Genomic DNA, 20237 nt, shown 5'->3' with positions numbered 1-20237 from the left:
CGCACGCCGGACGCGTCACCGCGGCCGGGTCGGCACGATCACCGGCCATGGGGGAGTCCTTGTTCGCCGAGCCGCTGCTGTGGCTGATCGTCGGTGCCGAGATCGGGTTCTGGGTGTTCCTGCCGGCCGGGCTGGGGGCGCGCTACGTGCTGCGCCGCCGGGGCCTGGGGGCGGTGCTGCTGCTGGGGGTGCCGCTGATGGACCTCGTGCTGGTCACCGCCTCGACGGTGGACCTCGCGACCGGCGGCGCACCGTCGCGGGTGCACGGGCTGGCCGCGCTCTACCTCGGGATCACCGTCGCGTTCGGGCACTCGCTGGTGCGGTGGGCCGACGTCCGGGGCGCCCACCGCTTCGCGGGCGGCCCGGCACCGGTGCGCCCGCCCCGGGGCGGGGTCGCCCGGACGCGGTACGAGTGGCGCGAGTACCGCAAGGTCGTCGCCGCCTGGGTGGTCACGGCGGCGGTGCTGGTCCTGCTGTCGGTGGCCGGCGGCCGCACGTTCCCGGCGCCGGGCGCCTGGCCGGAGGACCCGATGTGGTCCTGGCTCGCGACGGCGTCGCTGGCCGCCGGGATCTGGTTCGTCGTGGGGCCGCTGTGGGCGACCGTCTTCCCCGGCAGCGGGGACCGGGAGCGCACCGGTGTCCGGTGACCGCCTCGCCGCCCCGGACGTGCTCCGTGGCCTCGCGATCGCCGGGACCTTCGCGACGAACGTCTGGGTGTTCGCCGACCCGCGCGGGCCGGGCGCGGTGTTCGCCGGGTTCGCCGGGGGCTGGTGGCTCGACACCGCGCTCCGCGCCGTCGCGAACGGGAAGTTCCTCGCGCTGCTCACGCTGCTGTTCGGGATCGGGATGGAGCTGCAGTACCGCTCGGCGGTGCGCCGCGGCCTGCGGTGGCCGGGCCGCCACCTCGCCCGCGCCGCGATCCTGTTCACCGAGGGACTGCTGCACTACGTGCTGGTCTTCGAGTTCGACGTGCTGATGGGCTACGCGACCGCCTCGGTGCTCGTCGCGTGGCTGGTGGGGCGGTCGGCGCGGGTGCGGGTGGCGGCCGCCTGCGTCGCCGGGGCGGTCACGGTGCTGCTGGTGGGCGGTGCGACCGTCGCGACGGCCGGGAGCACCGGCGCAGACGTGCCGCTCCCGCCGTACCCGGCGACCTGGACCGGGCAGGTGGCCGCACGGCTGGCCGACCCGCTGCTGTACCGGGTCGAGCTGGCGCTGATCGTCCCGTCGGCGGTGGTGCTGTTCCTGGCCGGGTCCGCGCTGCTGCGCGCCGGGCTGTTCGACGCCGGTGCGACCACCCTGCGCCGACGGATGATCGGCACCGGGGTGGCCGGCGCGCTGCTCACGGTGCTCACCACGCTGGGCGGTGACCCGTGGTTCCTCGTCGAGCGCTACCTGGTCGCCCCGCTGGTCGCGCTGGGGCTGCTCGGCCTGGTCCCGGAGGTCCTGGCCCGGCTGCGCGGCCCGGCCGGTCCGGTGCGGTGCGGGCTCATCGCGCTCGGCCGGACCGCGATGAGCTGCTACGTCGGCCAGAACGTCGTGGCCGCGGTGCTGTTCGGCGCCTGGGGGCTCGGCGTGGCCGGGGCGCTCGCCGGTGTCGCGGCGCCGCTGCGGACCGGGGCGGTGGTCGGGATGTGGGTCCTCGTCGTCGCCGGGTCGGCCGCGGCGGCGGGGTGGTGGCTGCGCCGCCACGACCGCGGGCCGCTGGAGGCACTCACCCAGGCCCTGCTCAGAGGTCGATCACCAGCCAGCCGCCGTGGTGCTCGGACACCGTGAACGGATGGCCGGTGCGCTCCCCGATCCGGGTCAGGACGCGCTCGTCGAAGACCCGGACGTGACCCCAGGCGGGGTTCGGCTCGTTCTCGAACGGGACGGCGACGACCACCCGTCGCCGGGCCAGGCGCAGCATCTCGACGACGACCTCGTCGCCGTCGGACTCGGACAGGTGCTCGACGAGGTGCACGGCGAACACGGTGTCCGCGCAGCCGTCGGGCAGGGCGACGGCACGCGCGTCGGCGACGTGGGTCTCGACGTCGGCGCCGAGCTGCGGCGCCATCCGGGTCAGCAGCTCGACGGTGCCTCCGGTCAGGTCGGTGGCGGTGACGCGATGGCCGTCGCGGGCCAGCTGCAGCGACAGGAAGCCGAAGCAGCAGCCGAGCTCCAGCACCTCCTCGCCCAGCACGAGGGAGCGGGCGCGGGCGTGCACCGGCGCCATCTCGGCGTTGGTGCCGCCGGGCTCGGGCTCACCGGCCAGCGCGTCGAGGGTGTTGCGGTAGAAGGCGAGCCACGCGTCGTCCGGGAGGTCGGGGTCCTTCGCGGCGCTCGCGACGCAGGCGACGAACGCCTCCTCGAAACGCTCGGCCGGCAGGATCCCGGGCTGCACCAGGGTGCGGTCCAGCCAGCCGGCGAGGTCGTTGGAGAGCCGGTCGGTTCCGATCATGGATCGCTCCTGTGCGTGCGGGGGCCCGCTCCACGCTAGGCGGTCGCGGGCACGCCGCACCACGTCCGACGGCCGGGTCCCTCCCCGTCCGGACGGTGGGGGCGGGCTCCGGTGCCGGTCCGGGATGCTCAGGCGCCCTGGGCGGCGAGCAGCCGGGCCTTCAGTGCGGCGTCCTTGTTGACCGGGTCGTGGGCGCCGTCCGGGGTCGTCCCCGCGGCGACGGCGATCGCGTTCATGGTGCCGACCATCCGGCACAGGTGGGCGATGCGGCGCTCGTCGGCGTCGACGGGCGGGGCGCCGTCGAGCAGGGCCAGGGTGCGGTTCACCCAGATCACCTCGGCGTGCATCCCGGCCTCCTCGAGCACACCGCGCAGCCGCAGCCCGATCTCGCGGCGGGACAGCCCGTTCCAGCTCTCGAGGGTGCGGGCATCGAGCGGGAACAGCAGGTCCCGGTCGCGCAGGTGGATCAGCTCCAGGGCGTGCGCACGACCGTAGGCGCAGTACGTGCACCCGTTCACCAGGGAGATCGTGAGCCCGGCGAGGTGGGTGCGTACGGGGCCCAGCACGCGCAGGGTGACCAGGAAGCGCGGGAAGTTGGCCGCGAACCAGCGCAGCGCGGGCCCGCTGCCCATCATGGTGACCATCGCCGGGATCACCCCCGGCGTGTAGCCCCACAGCGCGGTGCACACGCGACCGACGATCCGGAGGACCGCTCCGCCACCGTCCGACATCCGGCCCTCCTTCCCGAAGGGGACGCCCGATCGTACTCCGGGCCGCCCCTGCGGCGGCACGAAATCGGCCGATCGGCCCAGCCGGGGGCATCGATGCGTCGGGCGGCGGCCCGGTGGGGCGGATAGTGTCCGGTCATGGCTTCCGTACCCGCCGTCGTGGCGCCCCGACCGCTGCCCGTCGACGACCCCGAGTGCCTCGTCGACGCCGAGATCGAGGTCGGTGCGCCCGGCCCGCACGACCTGCTCGTCGACGTCCGCGCCGTCTCGGTGAACCCGGTGGACGGCAAGGTCCGCTCGTCGTTCGACGCGGCCGACGGGCCGAAGGTCCTCGGCTTCGACGCCGCGGGCGTCGTCGTCGAGGTGGGCGACCGGGTGCAGGGGTACGCCCCCGGCGACGAGGTCTACTACGCCGGCGCGATCGACCGGCCCGGCAGCAACGCCCACCGCCAGCTCGTCGACTCCCGCATCGTCGGGCGCAAGCCGTCGACCCTGGACTTCGCCGCCGCGGCCGCGCTGCCGCTGACCTCGATCACCGCGTGGGAGTGCCTGCACGACCACCTGCGCGTCACCGCCGACACCACCGGGACGCTGCTCGTCGTGTCCGCCGCGGGCGGGGTCGGGTCGATGGTCCTGCAGCTCGGCCGGCGCACCGGGCTGACGCTGGTCGGCACCGCCTCCCGCACGGAGTCCGCGGACTGGGCGCGGCAGATGGGTGCGCACGCGGTCGCCGACCACCACGACCTCGTCGGCACGGTGCGCGAGGTCGCCCCGGACGGCGTGCAGTACGTGTTCTCGCCGGTGTCGGCGGGCAACGTCGAGGCCTACGCGGAGCTGATGACCCCGCGCGGGATCGTCGTCGCCATCGACGAGCCGGAGGGCCTGGACACGCTCCCGCTGAAGACGAAGTCGCAGGCCTGGCACTGGGAGCTGATGTTCACCCGGCCGCTGTCGGAACCGGGCTCGACGGTGCAGCGGGAGATCCTGGACGAGGTGTCCCGGCTCGTGGACGCCGGGGAGCTGCGGACCACCGAGACGCGGCGCCTGCAGGGGCTGACCGCGGCGTCGCTGCGGGAGGCGCACCGGCTCATCGAGTCCGGCGGCACCGTCGGGAAGATCGTGGTCGAGCGGTAGGTGGACCCCGGCGGGTGGCCCCGGTGCGGACACCGGCACCACCCACCGGCGGGGTCAGCGGCCGATCAGCTCGCCGGCCATCTCGTTCGTGGTCGCCTCGAAACCGGACAGGTCCCGGACCACGCGGACGCGGTCGCAGTACTCGGCGTAGGCGGGCAGGTCGCAGCGGCCGAGCCCCCACGAGTACCGCGGCTCCGGGGTCAGCCAGATCGTCTCCCGGGCCCGCCGGGTGATCTCGACGAACGCCTCCATGTTGGGGTCGTTGCCGTTCCCGCGGCCGTCGCCGAGCACCAGGACCGTGGTCCGGCGGGTGACCGCCGAGCCGTGGTCCTCCAGGAACTGGCCGAAGGCCAGGCCGTAGTTGGAGTTGGCGTCGACGTCGAGCTGGTCGCCCCCGAAGATCAGACCGAGGGCGTGCTCGACGGGGTGGTCGGCGAACAGGTCGGTCACCTCGACGAGGTCGGCCACGAACGCGAACGAGCGCACCTGGCCGAACAGGTCCTGCAGCCCGTGCACCAGGTGCAGGGTGAACCGCGCGGTGGCCCGGACCGACAGCGAGACGTCGGCCAGCACCACCAGGCGCGGCTTGTCCTCCTGGCGCTGCACGGTGACCGGGGAGAACGGGACGCCGTCGTAGCGCATGTTCTTGCGCATGGTGCGGGCCGAGTCGATCCGGCCCCGCGGCGAGACCCGTCTGCGGTGCGTGAGCGCACCGTGCAGCGACTTGGCCAGCCGCCGCAACGAGTCCTCCAGCTGCATGCGCTCGGTCTCGCTCGCCCGGTCGACCTCGGCGACGCGTTCGGCGTCGTCGTGGCCCTCGACGATCCGCTGCTCGATCGCGAGCAGCTTCTCCAGGTGCGCCTTGAGCAGCTCCGGGAGGTTGTCGAGCACCCCGGTGAGGCGCCGGCGCAGCGCAGCGGCGTCGTCCTCGGTGCCCTGCTCCTCCTCCGACAGCCGGTCCTCCTCGGAGTTCAGCCAGCCCAGCAGCGCGTCCTGCTGGGCGACCGACAGGTCGGCGTCGACCTTGGTGCCCTGCTGCTGGGAGATGTCGCCGGGTTGACCGCCGCCGGAGAACCGGTCGGTCTCGATCTGCACGCGCTGGCCGTCGGTGACGTCGCCCGCCTGCTCCTTGGAGAGCACGATCTCGTCCGTCATCGAGGCCATGTCGATCTTGTTGGCCTCCTGGTGCAGATTGTACTGCTCGGCCAGGTCCTCCGGGTCGAAGAACTCCTTGATGTCGACCGGTGAGCCGTGGTCGTGCCCCTCCTGCGGGGTCTCCGACGGCTCCTCGGACAGCGTGAAGTTCTCCAGTGGGGTGTCGTCGGACAGATCGCCGTGGCCGTGGCCGTGCCCGTGGCCGGTGTCCGCCTCGCCCACCCTGACCAGGGCGAAGAACAGGTCGAAGACCTCGTCGAAGGTCGACTCGTCACGCCGGTCCTTGATCAGCGCGATGCGCAGCGCCTCCTTGAGCACCGCCTTGTCGGACAGCACCCCGGGCTGGGCGGCGCAGGCCATCGCGTCGAGTGCCTCGGACACCGAGATGCGCACCGCCCGGATCCGCAGGAGCCGGACGAAACGGTGGATGCTCGCTTCCACGCCGACGCCCCGATCAGACCGGGCGCTTGCGGGAGCCGCCGAAGGACCGGGAGCCCTGGCCGGGCGAGACCTTCCGGACCGCCGACGGCGGCGGGGCGACGCCGCCCGGCAGGCCGCCGTAGATGCCGCCGTGCCGGCCGGCCTGGTCCTTCGCGGCCCGCTTGGCGCGGCCGTCGATGTCACCGTCGTCCGGGTCGTCGTCGCGGGCGCTCGGGGTGCGCGCGGCGCGCGGCGCGGGCTCGTCGTGGCTGTGGTCGCCGTCGTGTCCGTGTCCGTGGCCGTGCCCGTGTCCGTGGCCCTGCTCGGCGACGACCGCGTTCGGGTCGACCAGGTTCGGCAGCGCGTCCAGCGCCTTCTTGACGTCCTTGTCGTACTTGACGACGACCGAGACGGTGTCGGACAGGATCTGCGAGCTCAGCTCGTCGACCCCCAGGACGGCCAGCGTGCGCGCCCAGTCGATGGTCTCCGAGATCGAGGGCGACTTGCGCAGCTCCAGCTCGCGCAGCCCGCGCACGACGTTGACGAGCTCCTCGGCCAGCTGGTCCGACAGCCCGGTCTTCTTCGACTTGACGATCTCCAGCTCGCGGGAGGCCGACGGGTAGTCGAGGAACAGGTGCAGGCAGCGGCGCTTGAGCGCGGCGGCGAGGTCGCGGGTGTTGTTCGAGGTCAGCAGCACGTACGGGCGCTGCTCGGCGACGAAGGTGCCGATCTCGGGCACGGAGATCTGGAACTCGCCCAGGGTCTCCAGCAGGACGGCCTCCAGGGCCTCGTCGGCGCGGTCGACCTCGTCGATCAGCAGCACGACGGGCTGTTCGGAGCGGATGGCCTCCAGCAGCGGGCGCGGCGCGAGGAAGCGCTCGGAGAAGAACACGCTCTCCTGGGACCCGATGCGGTCGACCGCGGAGGCGAGGTCGGGGGCGTCCTCGACGAGCTGCCCGATCTTCTCGCGGAGGATCTGGGTGTACATGAGCTGCTTGCCGTAGTCCCACTCGTACAGGGCCTTGGTCTCGTCCTGGCCCTCGTAGCACTGCAGGCGCAGCAGCCGGCGCCCGGTGGCGACGGCGAGCATCTTCGCCAGCTCGGTCTTGCCGACCCCGGCGGGCCCCTCCAGCAGCAGCGGCTTGTCCAGCCGGGTCAGCAGGAACACCGTCGTGGCCAGGCGGGTGTCGGCGATGTAGCCCTGCTCCCGCAGGGTCTCGATCACCTGGTCGACGGACTCGAACGGACCGGTCGAGGCGACGGCGTCCGCCGCCTCGGTCACAGTGGGGACGACAGCCTCGGACACGCGGATATCTCCTTCGCGGGCCGCACCGGCTCTGGTGCGGAGAAGAGCGGGGCCGCAGCCAGCGGGCCCACCCACCCGAGTATCACCTCGGATGGCTGGGCCCGCTGGTGCGACGGTGGACGTACTGACCTGCGGATCAGGTCAGCAGGTCGTCCAGGTCACCGTTGATGGAGTGGTCGACGACCGGGCGGACGGTCTCGAACGTGCACTCCTTCGGGTTGCCCGGGGTGCAGGCGTCGCCGAGGACGTGGTTGGTGATCCGGTCGACGTCGGCCGCGTCACCGACGATGGTGGGCGCGTTCTCGTAGAACTTGGTCGGGCCGGTGCCCAGCCGGTTCTTCGAGTAGGTGTCCTGCTTGACGTCGGCGAACTTCTCCGGGATGCCCACGTCGCGCAGCAGCCGGATGGAGGCGGCGAGCGCGGCGTCGGCGGCCTGCGGCTTGGTCATGCCGCGGGTGTCGACCCCCATCGCCTCGGCGATGTCGGCGAAGCGCTCGTACACGACGGGCATGTTGAACGCCCACACGCGGGGCAGCGCGATGGCGTTGTTCAGGCCGTGGTGGGTGTCGTAGAACGCCGACACCGCGTGGCTGATCGAGTGGATGATGCCGAGGCCACCGGAGTTGAACGCCTGGGCGGCGATGTACTGCGCGTACATCATGCCCTCGCGGCCGGAGAGCTCCTGGCCGTTCCAGACGGCCTTGCGCAGGTTCTGCGAGGTCAGCTTGATCGCGTGCAGCGCGTTGCCCAGCGACGGCTGGAAGTCCAGCCGCGAGACGTAGGGCTCCGAGGCGTGCGCGAGCACGTCGAACCCGCACTGCGCGGTGTAGTCGATCGGGCAGTCGTAGTAGAGCACCGGGTCGTCGATCGCCAGGGTGGTGACCGAGGCGTCGTCGAACGCGACGTACTTGTGCGGGTTGTCGGGGTCGGTCGTGGTGTCGGTGATGACGTAGGCCCACGAGGTCTCCGAGCCGGTGCCGGCCGTGGTGGAGACCGCGATGTGCGGCGGGTTGGCCGGGTTCTCGGACTTGTTGAAGCCCTCGAACTCGTTGACGTTGCGGCCGTCGTGCGCGACCGAGATGCGCGCGCCCTTGCAGGCGTCGTGCGAGGAGCCGCCGCCGATGGAGACGAACGAGTCGCAGTTGTTCTGCTGGTAGAGGCCCACAGCGTCCATGACGTTGTAGTCCTTGGGGTTCGACTCGACCTTGTCGTACAGCACGACCTCGAGGCCGTGGTACTTCATCGACTCGACGATCTTGTGGACGATGTCGGTGCCCCGCAGGCCCGACGTCATGACCAGGGTCTTCTTGAAGCCCAGCTTCAGGGCCTCCGGGCCGATGAGCTCGTGCGACCCCGGACCCATGAGCGCACGGGGGAACGGGTGGAACTCCTTGATGGGGAACGGCTTGAGCAGCTCGTCTACCTGCATGTCAGCCCTTTCTGAGGCAGGTGGATGGGTCGAGACCGCACGCTATGACCCCTGTGGCCGCGGGCACAGGGGTGATCGCCATTACCCCTCGGGAGACCGGGCAGGTTCCCCCTCCGAACGGAGGGGCACAGGGTGAGGTCGCCCTCGACCCGGCCGCCGGGGAGGGTGTGACAGTAATGCCAATGTATGGCAACAGGGATCGCTCGGCAACAGTCTGTCCGGCCGGTCCGGGGTACTGTCGGCTCGCCGACGGTTCGTGCCGGCCCGACGACGGGGCGTCACGAGGCAAGAGGGAACCCGGTGGGAATCCGGGACTGCCCCGCAGCGGTGAACGGGAACGACCGCCGTCAACAGCACTGGGAGTGATCCCGGGAAGCGACGGCCAGTAGGTGTGCGCAGTGCGCCCGTGAGTCCGAAGACCTGCCGCCGGTGCGTGCGCCGTCCGGCGTGCGCGGATCCGTGGCCTCGCGGGAGGACCGGGCGGACGACCGGGCACCGTCGTGCCCGGCGGTCGCAGGCGCCCCGTGCCGGCGACGGGTCCTCCACCGCACTCGCGAGGAGAGAGGGCCGTGAGCATTCCTTCCAGCAGCACCATCGGCAGCACCGTCCTGGGGTACCCCCGGATCGGACCGGACCGGGAGCTCAAGCGGGCGACCGAGTCGTACTGGGCCGGGCGGACCGATGCGTCCGCACTGCACGACGTCGCCGCCGGGCTGCGCCGCGACACCTGGACCGGGCTGCGTGACGCCGGGCTCGGCTCGGTGCCGGGCAACACGTTCTCGTTCTACGACCACGTCGGAGACACCGCGCTGGCGGTCGGGGCTGTGCCGGAGCGCTTCGCCGGCGTCGCCGACCCGCTGGAGCGGCTGTTCGCGATGGCCCGCGGCCGCACCGGCGCCCCGGCCTGCGAGATGACCAAGTGGTTCGACACGAACTACCACTACCTGGTCCCCGAGGTCGGCCCGGACACCCGGCTCGCGCCGGGCAGCCGCAAGGCCCTCGACGAGTTCCGCGAGGCCCTGCGCTGCGGGATCACCACCCGTCCGGTGCTGGTCGGGCCGGTGACCTTCCTGCTGCTGTCCAAGCCGGCCGACGGTGCACCGGAGGGCTTCCGCCCGCTGCACCTGCTCGGGCCGCTCGTCGAGGTCTACCGCGACCTGCTCGCCGAGCTCGCCGAGGCGGGCGCGGAGTGGGTGCAGCTCGACGAGCCCGCCTTCGCCGCCGACCGGACGCCGCAGGAGGTCGCGGCGCTGCGCCGGGCCTACGACCGGCTCGCCTCGGCGACCCGGCGGCCCAAGATCCTCGTCGCGTCGTACTTCGGGGAGCTGGGACCCGCCCTGCCCGCGCTCGCCGCCACGGCCGTCGAGGGGCTGGCGCTCGACCTCGTCGCGGGGGCCACCGACCTGGACGCCCTCGATGTGGGAGACCCGGCGGTCCCGGGGCTGGACCGGAAGGTGGTGCTGGCCGGCGTCGTCGACGGGCGCAACGTGTGGCGCACCGACCTGGACCGGGCACTGGCGACGGCGCAGCGGCTGGTCGGCGTCGCGGGGCGGGTCGAGGTCTCGACGTCGTGCTCGTTACTGCACGTCCCCTACGACCTGACCGCGGAGACGGCTCTGCCCGGCGACGTCGTCGACATGCTGGCGTTCGCCCGGCAGAAGGTCACCGAGGTCGTGCTGCTCGGGCGGGCCCTGCGCGAGGGACCCGACGCGGTCGCGGCGGAGCTCGACGCCGCACGGGCCGTCCGGGAGCGGGTCGCCGCCACCGCGCGCCGCGACGAGCGGGTGCGGTCCCGGCTCGACGCGCTCGGCCCCGACCACTACCGGCGCGGTCCCGGCGACGTCCGGGCGAAGGTCCAGCGCGAGGCGCTCGGCCTGCCCGTCGTCCCCACGACGACGATCGGCTCCTTCCCGCAGACCGCGCAGATCCGGCGCGACCGGGCCGCGCACCGCTCCGGCACGATCGACACCGGCACCTACACCGAGCGGATGCGCCAGGAGATCGTCCGCGTGGTGCGGCTGCAGGAGGACATCGGGCTCGACGTCCTGGTGCACGGTGAGCCCGAGCGCAACGACATGGTCCAGTACTTCGCCGAGCACCTCGACGGCTTCGCCACCACCGAGCACGGCTGGGTGCAGTCCTACGGCTCGCGGTGCGTACGCCCGCCGATCCTGCACTCGGACGTGTCCCGGCCCCGGCCGATCACGGTGGAGTGGGCGCGGTTCGCCCAGTCGCTGTCCGACGCGCTGGTCAAGGGGATGCTGACCGGCCCGGTGACGATCCTGGCCTGGTCGTTCGTGCGTGACGACCAGCCGCTGGGTGACACCGCCCGGCAGGTGGGGCTGGCCCTGCGCGACGAGGTAGGAGACCTGGAGGCCGCCGGGATCCGGATCATCCAGGTCGACGAGCCCGCGCTGCGCGAGCTGCTGCCCCTGCACGAGCGGGACCGGCCCGGGTACCTGGACTGGGCGGTGGACGCGTTCCGGCTGGCCGTCGGGGCCGTCGCCGACGCCACCCAGATCCACACCCACCTCTCCTACTCCGAGTTCGGCGAGGTGGTGGGGGCGATCGACGGGCTCGACGCCGACGTCACCACCGTCGAGGCGGCCCGGTCGCGGATGGAGGTGCTGGCCGACCTCGGACCGGGGGTCCCGCGCGGGCTCGGCCCGGGCGTCTACGACGTCCACTCACCCGAGGTGCCCGGCACCGACGAGCTGGTCGAGCAGCTCGGCGCGGCCCTGCGCCACATCGGACCGGACCGGCTGTGGGCCAACCCGGACTGCGGGCTGAAGACCCGCGGTGAGGCGGAGACGGTGGCGGCCCTGACCAACCTGGTCGCCGCGGCCCGCCTGGTCCGGGACTCGGCGACGACCGGCTGAGCCCGCGTCGCGACGCCCCGCGGCTCCCCGGCCGCGGGGCGTTGCTCACGCGCCATTGATTGAACAGATGATCAGATGTAGTCATATGGAGTGATCGCACGAAAGATGGCCGCGCTGCTCGCGGCCGCCGCCCTGGTGCTGACCGGCTGTGGTGCCGGCACCGGCGGCGCCGGGACCCCGGACCCGGCCGGTGAGCTGACCGTGGCCCTGCAGTTCCCGCCGCGCGCCGACTACGCCTTCGACGCCGACGACGGCGCCCGGCTGCAGTCCCTCGGCGTCGCCGAGACCCTGACCACTGTCGACGCCGACGCCCGCCCGGCGCCGATGCTCGCGACGGGCTGGGAGCAGCAGGGCAACGCCTGGCGGGTCACCCTGCGCCAGGACGTGCGGTTCCACGACGGCACCCCGCTCACCCCGGACGCCGTCGTCACGGCGCTGCGCTACGTCGCGGGCGTCGAGGCCCCGCCGCGGGCGATCCGGGGCATCGGCTTCGCCGTCACCCCCGACGGCGCCGACGCCGTGCGGATCACCACCACCGAGCCCGACCCGGTGATGCCGTTGCGCCTGTCCAGCGGCAACCTCGGCATCCTCGCGCCCGCCGCCTACGCCGGCGGCGGGGCGCCGGCCTACCTGCGCACCGCGACCGGCCCGTTCGTGCTGGACTCGGTCAGCGGCGCCGACTCCGCGCAGCTGGTCCGCAACGACGACTACTGGGGCGAGCCGGCGGGTGCCGCCCGGGTCACCGTCCGCTACGTCGAGGACCCGCAGGCCCGCGCGCTGGCGATCCAGGCCGGCGACGTCCAGTTCGCCGAGGGGCTGCCGCAGGCCCAGCTGGCGCAGGTCCGCGCCGCCGGCGCCGAGGTCGTCGAGTACCCCAACGCGCGCACCGTGCCGCTGCAGCTCAACCAGTCCGCGACGCCGTTCTCGGACCTGCGGGTCCGCCGGGCCGTCACCGCGGCGCTCGACCGCCCGGTGCTGGCCCAGCAGGTCCTCGCCGGTGGGGCCGCACCCGCGGCCGACCTGTTCGGCGCGGCCGTGCCCTGGGGCGAGACCGCGCCGCCGCCCGGGGCCGACGTCGCCCGCGCCCGGCAGCTGCTCGCCGAGGCCGGCTACACCGAGCAGAACCCGCTGACGGTGCGGCTGTGGACCTTCCCGAACCGGCCCGAGCTGCCCGCGCTGGCGAACGCGATCCAGGCGATGCTCGGTGCCGCCGGGGTGACGGTCGACATCACCGTCGGGAACTACGAGGCCCAGGAGCCGAAGGTCCTCGCCGGTGACTACGACATGTTCCTCAACTCGCGCAGCTACCTGTCCGACTTCCCGGACGCGGCGAGCACGCTGACCTCGGACTACACCTGCGACGGCAGCTACGCCATCGACCAGTACTGCAACCCCGCCTACGACGCGCTGGTCGACCGGCTCAACTCCACCGAGGACCCGGCAGCCCGCCAGCAGCTGTTCGGAGAGGCCGCCGCGATGCTGACCCGCGACGCCGTCGGCGTCATGGTCGTGCACCCGCGCAACACCGCCGTGCTGCGCGGCGCCACGGGCTTCGTCCCCGACCCGCTGCAGATCCGCCCGGTGCTGCCGCAGCTCTCCCCGACCACGGGGTGATCGGGCTCCTGCTGCGCCGGCTCGCCGTCGTCGGGCCGGTGCTGCTGGCCGCGTCGGTGCTGGTGTTCGCGCTGCCGCGGCTGGTCGGCGTCGACCCGGCGCGGGCGGTCCTGCGGGCCCGCAGCGCCGAGGCGGTGCCGGACCCGGCGACCGAGGCGCGGCTGCGGTCCTCGCTGGGGCTGGACGCGCCGGTCACCGAGCAGTACCTGCGCTGGCTGGGCGGGGTCCTGCGCGGCGACCTCGGCCACGGCTACGTCGCCCGGACCCCGGTCGCCGGGCAGATCGCCGACGCCGCGGCGGTCTCCGGGCTGCTCGCGGTGCTCGCGCTCGCCCTCGCGGCGGTCGTCGGCATCCCCGCCGGGGCCTACGCGGCACGCCGGCCCGGCGGACTGCTCGACCGGTTCCTCGGGCTGGGCACGGTCGCCGGGGTCGCGGTGCCGGAGTTCGTGCTCGCCCCCTGGCTGGTGCTGGTGTTCGCCGTGTGGGCCGGGGCGCTGCCCGCGCTCGGCTGGGGTGACCCCGCCCACCTGGTCCTGCCGGTGCTGACCCTCGCCGCCTACCCGGGGGCCCTGGCCGCGCAGCTCGTCCGCGCCGAGACCGCCGGGGTGCTGACCCGGCCGCACGTGCTCGTCGCCCGGGCCAAGGGCCTCGGTGCGCACCGGGTCCTGTGGCGGCACGGCGCCCGGCTCGCGACGACGTCGGTGACCGCGCTGGCCGGGATGTTCGTCGCCGGGCTGCTGGGTGGCTCGGTGGTGGTCGAGGTCGTGTTCGGCATCCCGGGGCTGGGGCGGCTGCTGCACCGGGCCGTCGTCGCGCAGGACCTGCCGGTGGTGCAGGCGGGCACGCTGCTCGTCGTCGCGGTCGCGGTGGTCGCGGGGGTGCTGGTGGAGGTGCTGGCGACGGCGCTGGACCCGGTGCTGCGCTCGGCGGGGTCACGGTGAGGCCCCGGGTGCGGACGGGGTGGTGGGTCGCGGCCGGGGTGGCCGCCCTGGCCCTGGCCGCGCCGGTGCCGATGCTCGTTCCGGCGGGCCTGCTCTCGGTACTCCTGCCCGACCCCGACGCCGTCGACTTCGCCGGGATGCTCGCCGGGCCGTCCGCGGCGCACCCGCTGGGCACCGACCAGCTCGGCCGGGACCTGCTCGCGCGCACCGTCCACGGCGGACGGCTGACCGTCGGGCTGGCGCTGTCCGCGGTGCTGGTCACCGGGGTGTCCGGGGTGGCCGTCGGGTCGCTCGCCGCGGTCGCGGGCCCGGTCGGGCGGGCGGCGATGCGGGTGGTCGACGTCCTGGCCGCGATCCCGGTGGTGCTGTTCGGGCTGCTCGCCGCGGTCGCGCTGGGTCCCGGCGTCGGGTCGCTGCTGGTGGCGGTCACGGTGATCGCCTGGACCCCGTTCGCCCGGCAGGCCTACCTGCTCGCGCTCGCCGAGCGGCAGCGGGAGTACGTGACGGCGGCGGTCGCCCTCGGCGCGGGGCCCGGGCGGGTCCTGACCCGCCACATCGCGCGGAACCTCGTCCCGCCGCTGGCCGCGCACGCGTGCGTCCGGTTCGCGAGCACCCTGCTCACCGTCTCCGGGCTGTCCTTCCTCGGGCTCGGCGTCCAGCCGCCGACCGCGGAGTGGGGCGCGATGGTGGCCGAGGGCCGCGAGTACCTGTTCGGCGCGCCGCAGGTGGTGCTCGTGCCCTCGCTGGCGGTCGTGCTGACGGCCGGGACGGCCCTGTGGTGGGGACGCCGGTGGGAACGGGTGGGTGCCCGGTGAGCTCAGGCCGCGTGGACCTGCCCGCCCGCGGGTTCGAGGGGCCTGCCCAGCTCGGGAAACCAGCGGAACGCCTCCGGCCTGCCCTCCCAGTCGCAGCCGGCGCACTCCGGGCCGTCGTGCGGGTGCTCGTCCACGATGCCTCCCGATCGTTGTTGCCATCACTGTGCAACAGAGTGTGTCGGGGTGTGAACCCTCCGGTCGGAGGGGCAGGGTGAGGGACGTGGGCGATGGGGACGACGTGGACGACGTGGACGACGTGGCCGGGCTGCTGAGCGCGTACCTGGCCGACCCGTACGCGGGCTGGAGCATGGGGGCGCCCGGCGCGATCGCGGAGTTCGTGCGGACCCCCGACGAGCCCGTCGGGCCGTCCGGGCCGGGCACGGTCGTCACCGCGCGCGGCGGGATCCGGATCGAGCCGCACCCGGCGACCCGGCCGCTGGCCTACCGGACGCCGGTCGGCCCGCACGAGCACTGGAACCACGCGGTCGCGCTCTGCCTGCCCGCGCCCGCGGCCCGCGGGGCCGCACGGAGGGCCGTCACCGTGCTCGGGCCCGACCGCTCCGCGCTGCGGCGGGCCGACCGCGACGCCGTGCTCGTCGACCTCGGGCTGGGCACGACCACGGTGGACGCCTGCGTGCGCACGGCCGACCCCGACCTGCTCGGGCTGCTGCGCCGTGCCGCGGGCGGCCCGCTCGACGGCGCGCTGACCACCGCGCTGGTCGAGGCGGGCCCGCACCGCGTGTTCACGACCGCGCTCGGCCGGGTCGAGGTGTACGCCGCGATCCCGCCGCCGGAGGGTCGCTCCCCCGACGGGCCGCACACCCACCTGCTCCCGCACGTGCTGCGCGAGGGCCGCACGCACGCGGCGACCGTGCCCGTGCCCGCCGGTCACCTGGCCTGCGCGCACCTCTACCCGGCGCACCCGCTGACCGACCTCACCGGGCGTCCGATCCCGTTCGACCCGACCCGGGCGGCCGCCTTCGACGGGCTGCTGGAGCGGTTCGGGGATCCGGACCAGTGGGCGGTGACCGCCGGGGTGGTCCGGGCGGTCGCGGCGGGGGAGGCGCCCGGGCCGCGTCCGGCGACGGCGCCCGGCCGGGCCGCGCAGGCGGTCGCGTTGCGGGTGCTCGCCGTCGCCGGTGGGGCGGACCCGGCCGTGCTCGACGCCTGGCGCGGCAGGACCGGCGCGGACGGGCTCCTCGACCCGAGCGGCGACCGCAACGCCGGCTGACGGCCCTCGGACCTCCGCGGCCAGTTCGGGCGCACCGGTGGCGGACCACCGCTGCTCGACCCGTCCCCGGAAGGTCAGGTCCGCGGGCCGGGCCGGTCACCCGGCCCGGCCCACCCTCTCAGTCCCAGTCCAGCGACCCACCCGTCCGGTACTCGGTCACCCGCGTCTCGAAGAAGTTCTTCTCCTTGCGCAGGTCCATGGCCTCGCTCATCCACGGGAACGGGTTCTCCGGCTCCCCGAACAGCGGGGCGAGCCCGATCTGCTCGGCCCGCCGGTCGGTGATGAACCGCAGGTAGCGCTCGCAGGACTCGGCGGTCAGGCCGAGCATCCCGCGGGGCATGGTGTCGCGGGCGTAGGCGACCTCCAGCTCGCACGCCTCGTACAGCATCGTCCGGATCTCGGCGGCGAAGTCGGCCGTCCAGAGGTGCGGGTTCTCGATCTTGATCTGGTTGATGCAGTCGATGCCGAAGTTCAGGTGGATCGACTCGTCCCGCAGGATGTACTGGTACTGCTCGGCGATGCCCACCATCTTGTTGCGCCGGCCGAGCGAGAGGATCTGCGCGAACCCGGTGTAGAACCACATGCCCTCGAACACCACGTAGAACGCGACGAGGTCACGCAGGAACGCACGGTCGTTCTCCGGGGTGCCGGTCCGGAAGTCCGGGTCGGACAGGGCCCGGGTCCAGCGCAGCGCCCAGGCGTCCTTCTCGGTGATCGAGGGGACCTCGCGGTACGCGTTGAACAGCGCGCCCTCGTCGAGCCCGAGCGACTCGCACACGTACTGGAACGTGTGGGTGTGCACGGCCTCCTCGAACGACTGCCGCAGCAGGTACTGGCGGCACTCGGGGTTGGTGAGGTGGCGGTACACCGCAAGCACGATGTTGTTCGCGACCAGCGACTCCGCGGTGGCGAAGAACCCGAGGTTGCGGGTGAGTATGAGGCGCTCGTCGTCGGTGAGCCCGCCGGGGGAGCGCCACAGCGCGATGTCGGCCTGCATGGCGACCTCGGTCGGCATCCAGTGGTTGGCGCAGCCGGCCAGGTACTTCTCCCAGGCCCAGGTGTACTTCAGCGGCAGGAGCTGGTTGACGTCGGCGCGCGCGTTGATCATGCGCTTGTCGTCGGCGTCGATCGGGGCGGCGCCGCGGGCGATCTCGCCCAGGCCGCTGGCGTTCTCGGTGCTTCCGGTGGGCTGCAGAGTGGTCACTGGCAGGCCTCGCAGTCGGGGTCGTCGACCGAGCAGGCACGGCCCGGATCGAGGTCGGGGGCGGTGGCGGGCACGGCGGTGGCCGGGACCGCGGGCACCCCGGCCGTGGGCGACGCGGCGGGGGCGGCGGCCGGGGTGCTCGGCACGCCGGTCAGCCGGCCGTCGGTGCCGGTGAGGGTGGACTTCTCCACCGACGTCGCCGCGCGGGTGCGCAGGTAGTAGGTGGTCTTGAGCCCGGAGCGCCAGGCGAGACGGTAGAGCTCGTCGAGCGCCCGGCCGCTGGGGGCGGCGAGGTAGAGGTTCAGCGACTGCGCCTGGTCCAGCCACTTCTGCCGGCGCGAGGCGGCGGCCACGAGCCAGCGCGGCTCGATCTCGAACGCGGTCGCGTAGAGCTCCTTCAGGTCGGCGGGGACCCGGTCGATCTCGGCCAGCGACCCGTCGAAGTACTTGAGGTCGGCGACCATCACCTCGTCCCACAGCCCGCGGTCCTTGAGGTCGCGGACCAGGTGCGGGTTGATCACCGTGAAGTCGCCGGACATGTTGGACTTCACGTACAGGTTGAGGTGGATCGGCTCGATCGACTGCCCGACCCCGCAGATGTTCGAGATCGTCGCCGTCGGGGCGATGGCGAGCACGTTGGAGTTGCGCATCCCCTGGGTGCGCACCTTCTCCCGCAGCGCGTCCCAGTCCAGCGTGGACGACCGGTCGACGTCGAGCTCGCCGTCGCCGCGGGCCGCGGCCAGCAGCTCGAGCGAGTCCAGCGGCAGGATCCCGCGGCTCCACAGCGACCCGTCGAAGCTGGCGTAGCGGCCGCGCTCGACCGCCAGGTCCGACGAGGCGGTGATCGCGTGGAACGACAGCGCCTCCGCGCTGCGGTCGGCGAACTGCACCGCCGCGTCGCTGCCGGGCGCGATGCGCTGGGTGAACAGCGCGTCGGAGAAGCCCATGAGGCCCAGGCCGACCGGGCGGTGACGCAGGTTGGACCGGCGGGCCTCGGGAATCGTGTAGAAGTTGATGTCCACGACGTTGTCGAGCATCCGCACCGCGGTGGTCACCGTGCGGCGCAGCTTGTCGGCGTCGAGCCCGTCCGCGGTGACGTGCGCGGCGAGGTTCGCCGAGCCCAGGTTGCAGGCCGCGACCTCGCCCTCGTCGCCGGCACGGGTGTTGAGGGTGATCTCGGTGCACAGGTTCGACGAGTGCACCACGCCGGCGTGCTGCTGCGGGCTGCGCAGGTTGCACGGGTCCTTGAACGTGATCCACGGGTGCCCGGTCTCGAACAGCATGGTCAGCATCCGCCGCCACAGCTCGACCGCGCGCACCGTGCGGTGCACCCGCACCTCACCGCGCGCCGCGGCCGCCTCGTAGGCGCGGTAGCGCTCGGCGAACGCGGTGCCGTAGAGGTCGTGCAGGTCGGGGACCTCGTCCGGGGAGAACAGGGTCCACTCGCCGTCGGCCTGCACGCGGCGCAGGAACTCGTCGGGCACCCAGTTCGCGGTGTTCATGTCGTGGGTGCGGCGACGGTCGTCGCCGGTGTTCTTGCGCAGGTCGAGGAACTCCTCGATGTCGACGTGCCACGTCTCCAGGTAGGCGCACGCGGCGCCCTTGCGCTTGCCGCCCTGGTTCACCGCGACGGCGGTGTCCCCGGCGATCTTGAGGAACGGCACCACGCCCTGGGAGACGCCGTTCGTGCCCCGGATGTGCGCGCCGAGCCCCCGGACCGGGGTCCAGTCGTTGCCCAGCCCGCCGGAGTACTTCGCCAGCAGCGCGTTGTTGCGGTAGCCGCCGAAGATCGACTCCAGGTCGTCGTCGACGGTGGTGAGGAAGCACGACGACAGCTGGGGGCGGGTGGTGCCCGAGTTGAACAGCGTCGGGGTCGAGGCCATGAAGTCGAAGCTCGACAGCAGCTCGTAGAACTCGACCGCCCGCGCCTCGCGGTCGACCTCGCGGACCGCCAGCCCCATCGCGACCCGCAGGAAGAACGCCTGCGGCAGCTCGAAGCGCACGCCGCGCTCGTGCAGGAAGTAGCGGTCGTAGAGGGTCTGCAGGCCGAGGAAGCCGATCTGCAGGTCGCGCCCGGGGCGGATCGCGGCGGTGACCCGGTCCAGGTCGAAGGTCGCGAGCTCGGGGTCGACCAGGCCGATCGCGATGGCGTGGCGCAGGTAGTCCTTCGTGTAGGCCGCGTACCGCCCGGCCATCGTCGCGTGGTCCGGGGTCTCCCGGGAGCCCGACAGGTGCGACACGGCCTCGGCGCGCAGCCGGTCCAGCAGCAGCCGCGAGGCCACCAGGGAGTACGCGGGCTCGCGCTCGACCAGCGTGCGCGCGGCCAGGACGAGGGCCTGGGCCAGCTCGTCGGCGGTGATGCCGTCGTAGACGGTGCGGTCCAGCTCGGCGAGCACCCTGTCCGGGGTCACGTCCTCGACGCCGGCGCAGGCCTCGTCGAGCACCGCGGCGACGCGGACCCGGTCCAGCGGGGCCCGGCTGCCGTCGGGGTGGGTGACGTGTACGACCGGGGCGTCCGCGGCGGCGGTGTCCCCGCCGTCGTGCGCGCGGGCCCGGGCCTGCTGCTCGCGGTAGAGCACGTAGGAGCGGGCGACCTTGTGGTGGCCTCCGCGCATCAGGGCGAGTTCGACCTGGTCCTGGATCTGCTCGACGTGCACGGCGCGCGCCGGGTGCCGGGTCAGCGCCGCGACGACCTGGTCGGTCAGTCCGGCCACGAGGTGGTGCAGGCGCGACGACGCCGCGCCCGAGTCCCCCTCGACCGCCAGGAACGCCTTGGTCGTCGCCACCGAGATCTTCGTGGCGTCGAACCCGGTCTCGGACCCGTCGCGCCGGATGACGCGCAGGGCCGGTGGTGCTGCTGCCGGTGCAGCGGTGGAAGCCGTCACGGGCTCTCTCCTCGCGAGTCGCCGTCCCTCCGGGGGCGGGCGCGGTACGAGGAGGCGGT

Annotated in this window: 16 protein-coding genes and 1 riboswitch; of the genes, 8 read left to right on the top strand and 8 right to left on the bottom strand. The window is 73.6% G+C overall.

The annotated features are described in order from the left end of the window. Positions 1-47: 47 nt before the first annotated feature. Entirely contained in the window at positions 48-647 is a 600-nt protein-coding gene (locus ZF1_RS24855) for a hypothetical protein (protein WP_476652921.1), read from the top strand. After that, positions 637-1773, top strand: coding sequence for a DUF418 domain-containing protein (locus ZF1_RS24850; RefSeq protein ID WP_161152659.1), 1137 nt, complete (start codon positions 637-639; stop codon positions 1771-1773). Before ZF1_RS24855 ends, ZF1_RS24850 begins: the two co-directional genes overlap by 11 nt. Here ZF1_RS24850 and mftM read toward each other — a convergent pair. Together mftM and ZF1_RS24840 are read right to left on the bottom strand one after the other, a co-directional pair. Further along, entirely contained in the window at positions 1727-2437 is a 711-nt protein-coding gene (gene mftM, locus ZF1_RS24845) for a mycofactocin oligosaccharide methyltransferase MftM (RefSeq protein ID WP_073576643.1), read from the bottom strand. The two genes, ZF1_RS24850 and mftM, sit on opposite strands and share 47 nt — an antisense overlap. A 128-nt stretch (positions 2438-2565) precedes the next feature. Further along, entirely contained in the window at positions 2566-3126 is a 561-nt protein-coding gene (locus ZF1_RS24840; protein ID WP_482638459.1) for a hypothetical protein, read from the bottom strand. A gap of 177 nt (positions 3127-3303) precedes the next feature. On the opposite strand from ZF1_RS24840, the gene ZF1_RS24835 reads away from it, so the two are divergent. Then, positions 3304-4299: a zinc-binding alcohol dehydrogenase family protein gene (locus ZF1_RS24835; protein ID WP_251782914.1), complete on the top strand. Its 996-nt coding sequence runs from the start codon at positions 3304-3306 to the stop codon at positions 4297-4299. Between the two features lie 54 nt (positions 4300-4353). On the opposite strand, the gene ZF1_RS24830 is transcribed toward ZF1_RS24835, so the two are convergent. From ZF1_RS24830 to mdo, 3 genes are all read right to left on the bottom strand, one after another. Further along, positions 4354-5895, bottom strand: coding sequence for a VWA domain-containing protein (locus ZF1_RS24830; protein ID WP_482638458.1), 1542 nt, complete (start codon positions 5893-5895; stop codon positions 4354-4356). A gap of 13 nt (positions 5896-5908) precedes the next feature. Beyond that, complete coding sequence (locus tag ZF1_RS24825) at positions 5909-7180, bottom strand: AAA family ATPase (protein ID WP_350663360.1); 1272 nt, start codon at positions 7178-7180, stop codon at positions 5909-5911. A gap of 136 nt (positions 7181-7316) precedes the next feature. Then, the gene (gene mdo, locus ZF1_RS24820; RefSeq protein WP_073576638.1) at positions 7317-8609 is read right to left on the bottom strand and encodes an NDMA-dependent methanol dehydrogenase; all 1293 of its coding nucleotides are present in this window, start codon (positions 8607-8609) and stop codon (positions 7317-7319) included. A gap of 233 nt (positions 8610-8842) precedes the next feature. Beyond that, positions 8843-9051: riboswitch (cobalamin riboswitch) on the top strand. Positions 9052-9178: 127 nt separating this feature from the next. Between mdo and metE the strand changes: the two genes are divergently transcribed. From metE to ZF1_RS24800, 4 genes are all read left to right on the top strand, one after another. After that, complete coding sequence (metE, locus tag ZF1_RS24815; protein ID WP_482638457.1) at positions 9179-11488, top strand: 5-methyltetrahydropteroyltriglutamate--homocysteine S-methyltransferase; 2310 nt, start codon at positions 9179-9181, stop codon at positions 11486-11488. Positions 11489-11578: 90 nt separating this feature from the next. After that, positions 11579-13102 carry an ABC transporter substrate-binding protein gene (locus tag ZF1_RS24810; RefSeq protein WP_482638456.1) on the top strand — a complete coding sequence of 508 codons (1524 nt, stop codon included), beginning with the start codon at positions 11579-11581 and terminating at the stop codon, positions 13100-13102. Further along, entirely contained in the window at positions 13099-14043 is a 945-nt protein-coding gene (locus ZF1_RS24805; protein WP_476652913.1) for an ABC transporter permease, read from the top strand. The genes ZF1_RS24810 and ZF1_RS24805 overlap by 4 nt, the downstream gene beginning before the upstream one ends. A gap of 8 nt (positions 14044-14051) precedes the next feature. After that, positions 14052-14858 (top strand): ABC transporter permease, encoded by an 807-nt coding sequence (locus ZF1_RS24800; RefSeq protein WP_482638455.1) that lies wholly within the window; start codon positions 14052-14054, stop codon positions 14856-14858. A 2-nt stretch (positions 14859-14860) separates the two neighbouring features. Here the strand turns inward: ZF1_RS24800 and ZF1_RS24795 are convergent, their stop codons facing one another. Beyond that, positions 14861-14992, bottom strand: coding sequence for a hypothetical protein (locus ZF1_RS24795; protein WP_337830655.1), 132 nt, complete (start codon positions 14990-14992; stop codon positions 14861-14863). Positions 14993-15078: 86 nt separating this feature from the next. On the opposite strand from ZF1_RS24795, the gene ZF1_RS24790 reads away from it, so the two are divergent. After that, positions 15079-16089: a DUF6925 family protein gene (locus tag ZF1_RS24790; protein ID WP_482638454.1), complete on the top strand. Its 1011-nt coding sequence runs from the start codon at positions 15079-15081 to the stop codon at positions 16087-16089. Between the two features lie 118 nt (positions 16090-16207). Here the strand turns inward: ZF1_RS24790 and ZF1_RS24785 are convergent, their stop codons facing one another. Together ZF1_RS24785 and ZF1_RS24780 are read right to left on the bottom strand one after the other, a co-directional pair. Beyond that, complete coding sequence (locus ZF1_RS24785) at positions 16208-17284, bottom strand: ribonucleotide-diphosphate reductase subunit beta (protein WP_482638755.1); 1077 nt, start codon at positions 17282-17284, stop codon at positions 16208-16210. A 5-nt stretch (positions 17285-17289) separates the two neighbouring features. Then, on the bottom strand, positions 17290-20178 hold the full coding sequence (locus tag ZF1_RS24780) for a ribonucleoside-diphosphate reductase subunit alpha (RefSeq protein ID WP_482638453.1): 2889 nt from the start codon (positions 20176-20178) through the stop codon (positions 17290-17292). Between the last annotated feature and the right edge of the window lie 59 nt (positions 20179-20237).

It is taken from the genome of Pseudonocardia sp. ZF1 (assembly GCF_056835605.1).
Note: the sequence above shows the minus strand (reverse complement) of the source record. Positions and strands in the feature narration are given on the sequence as shown.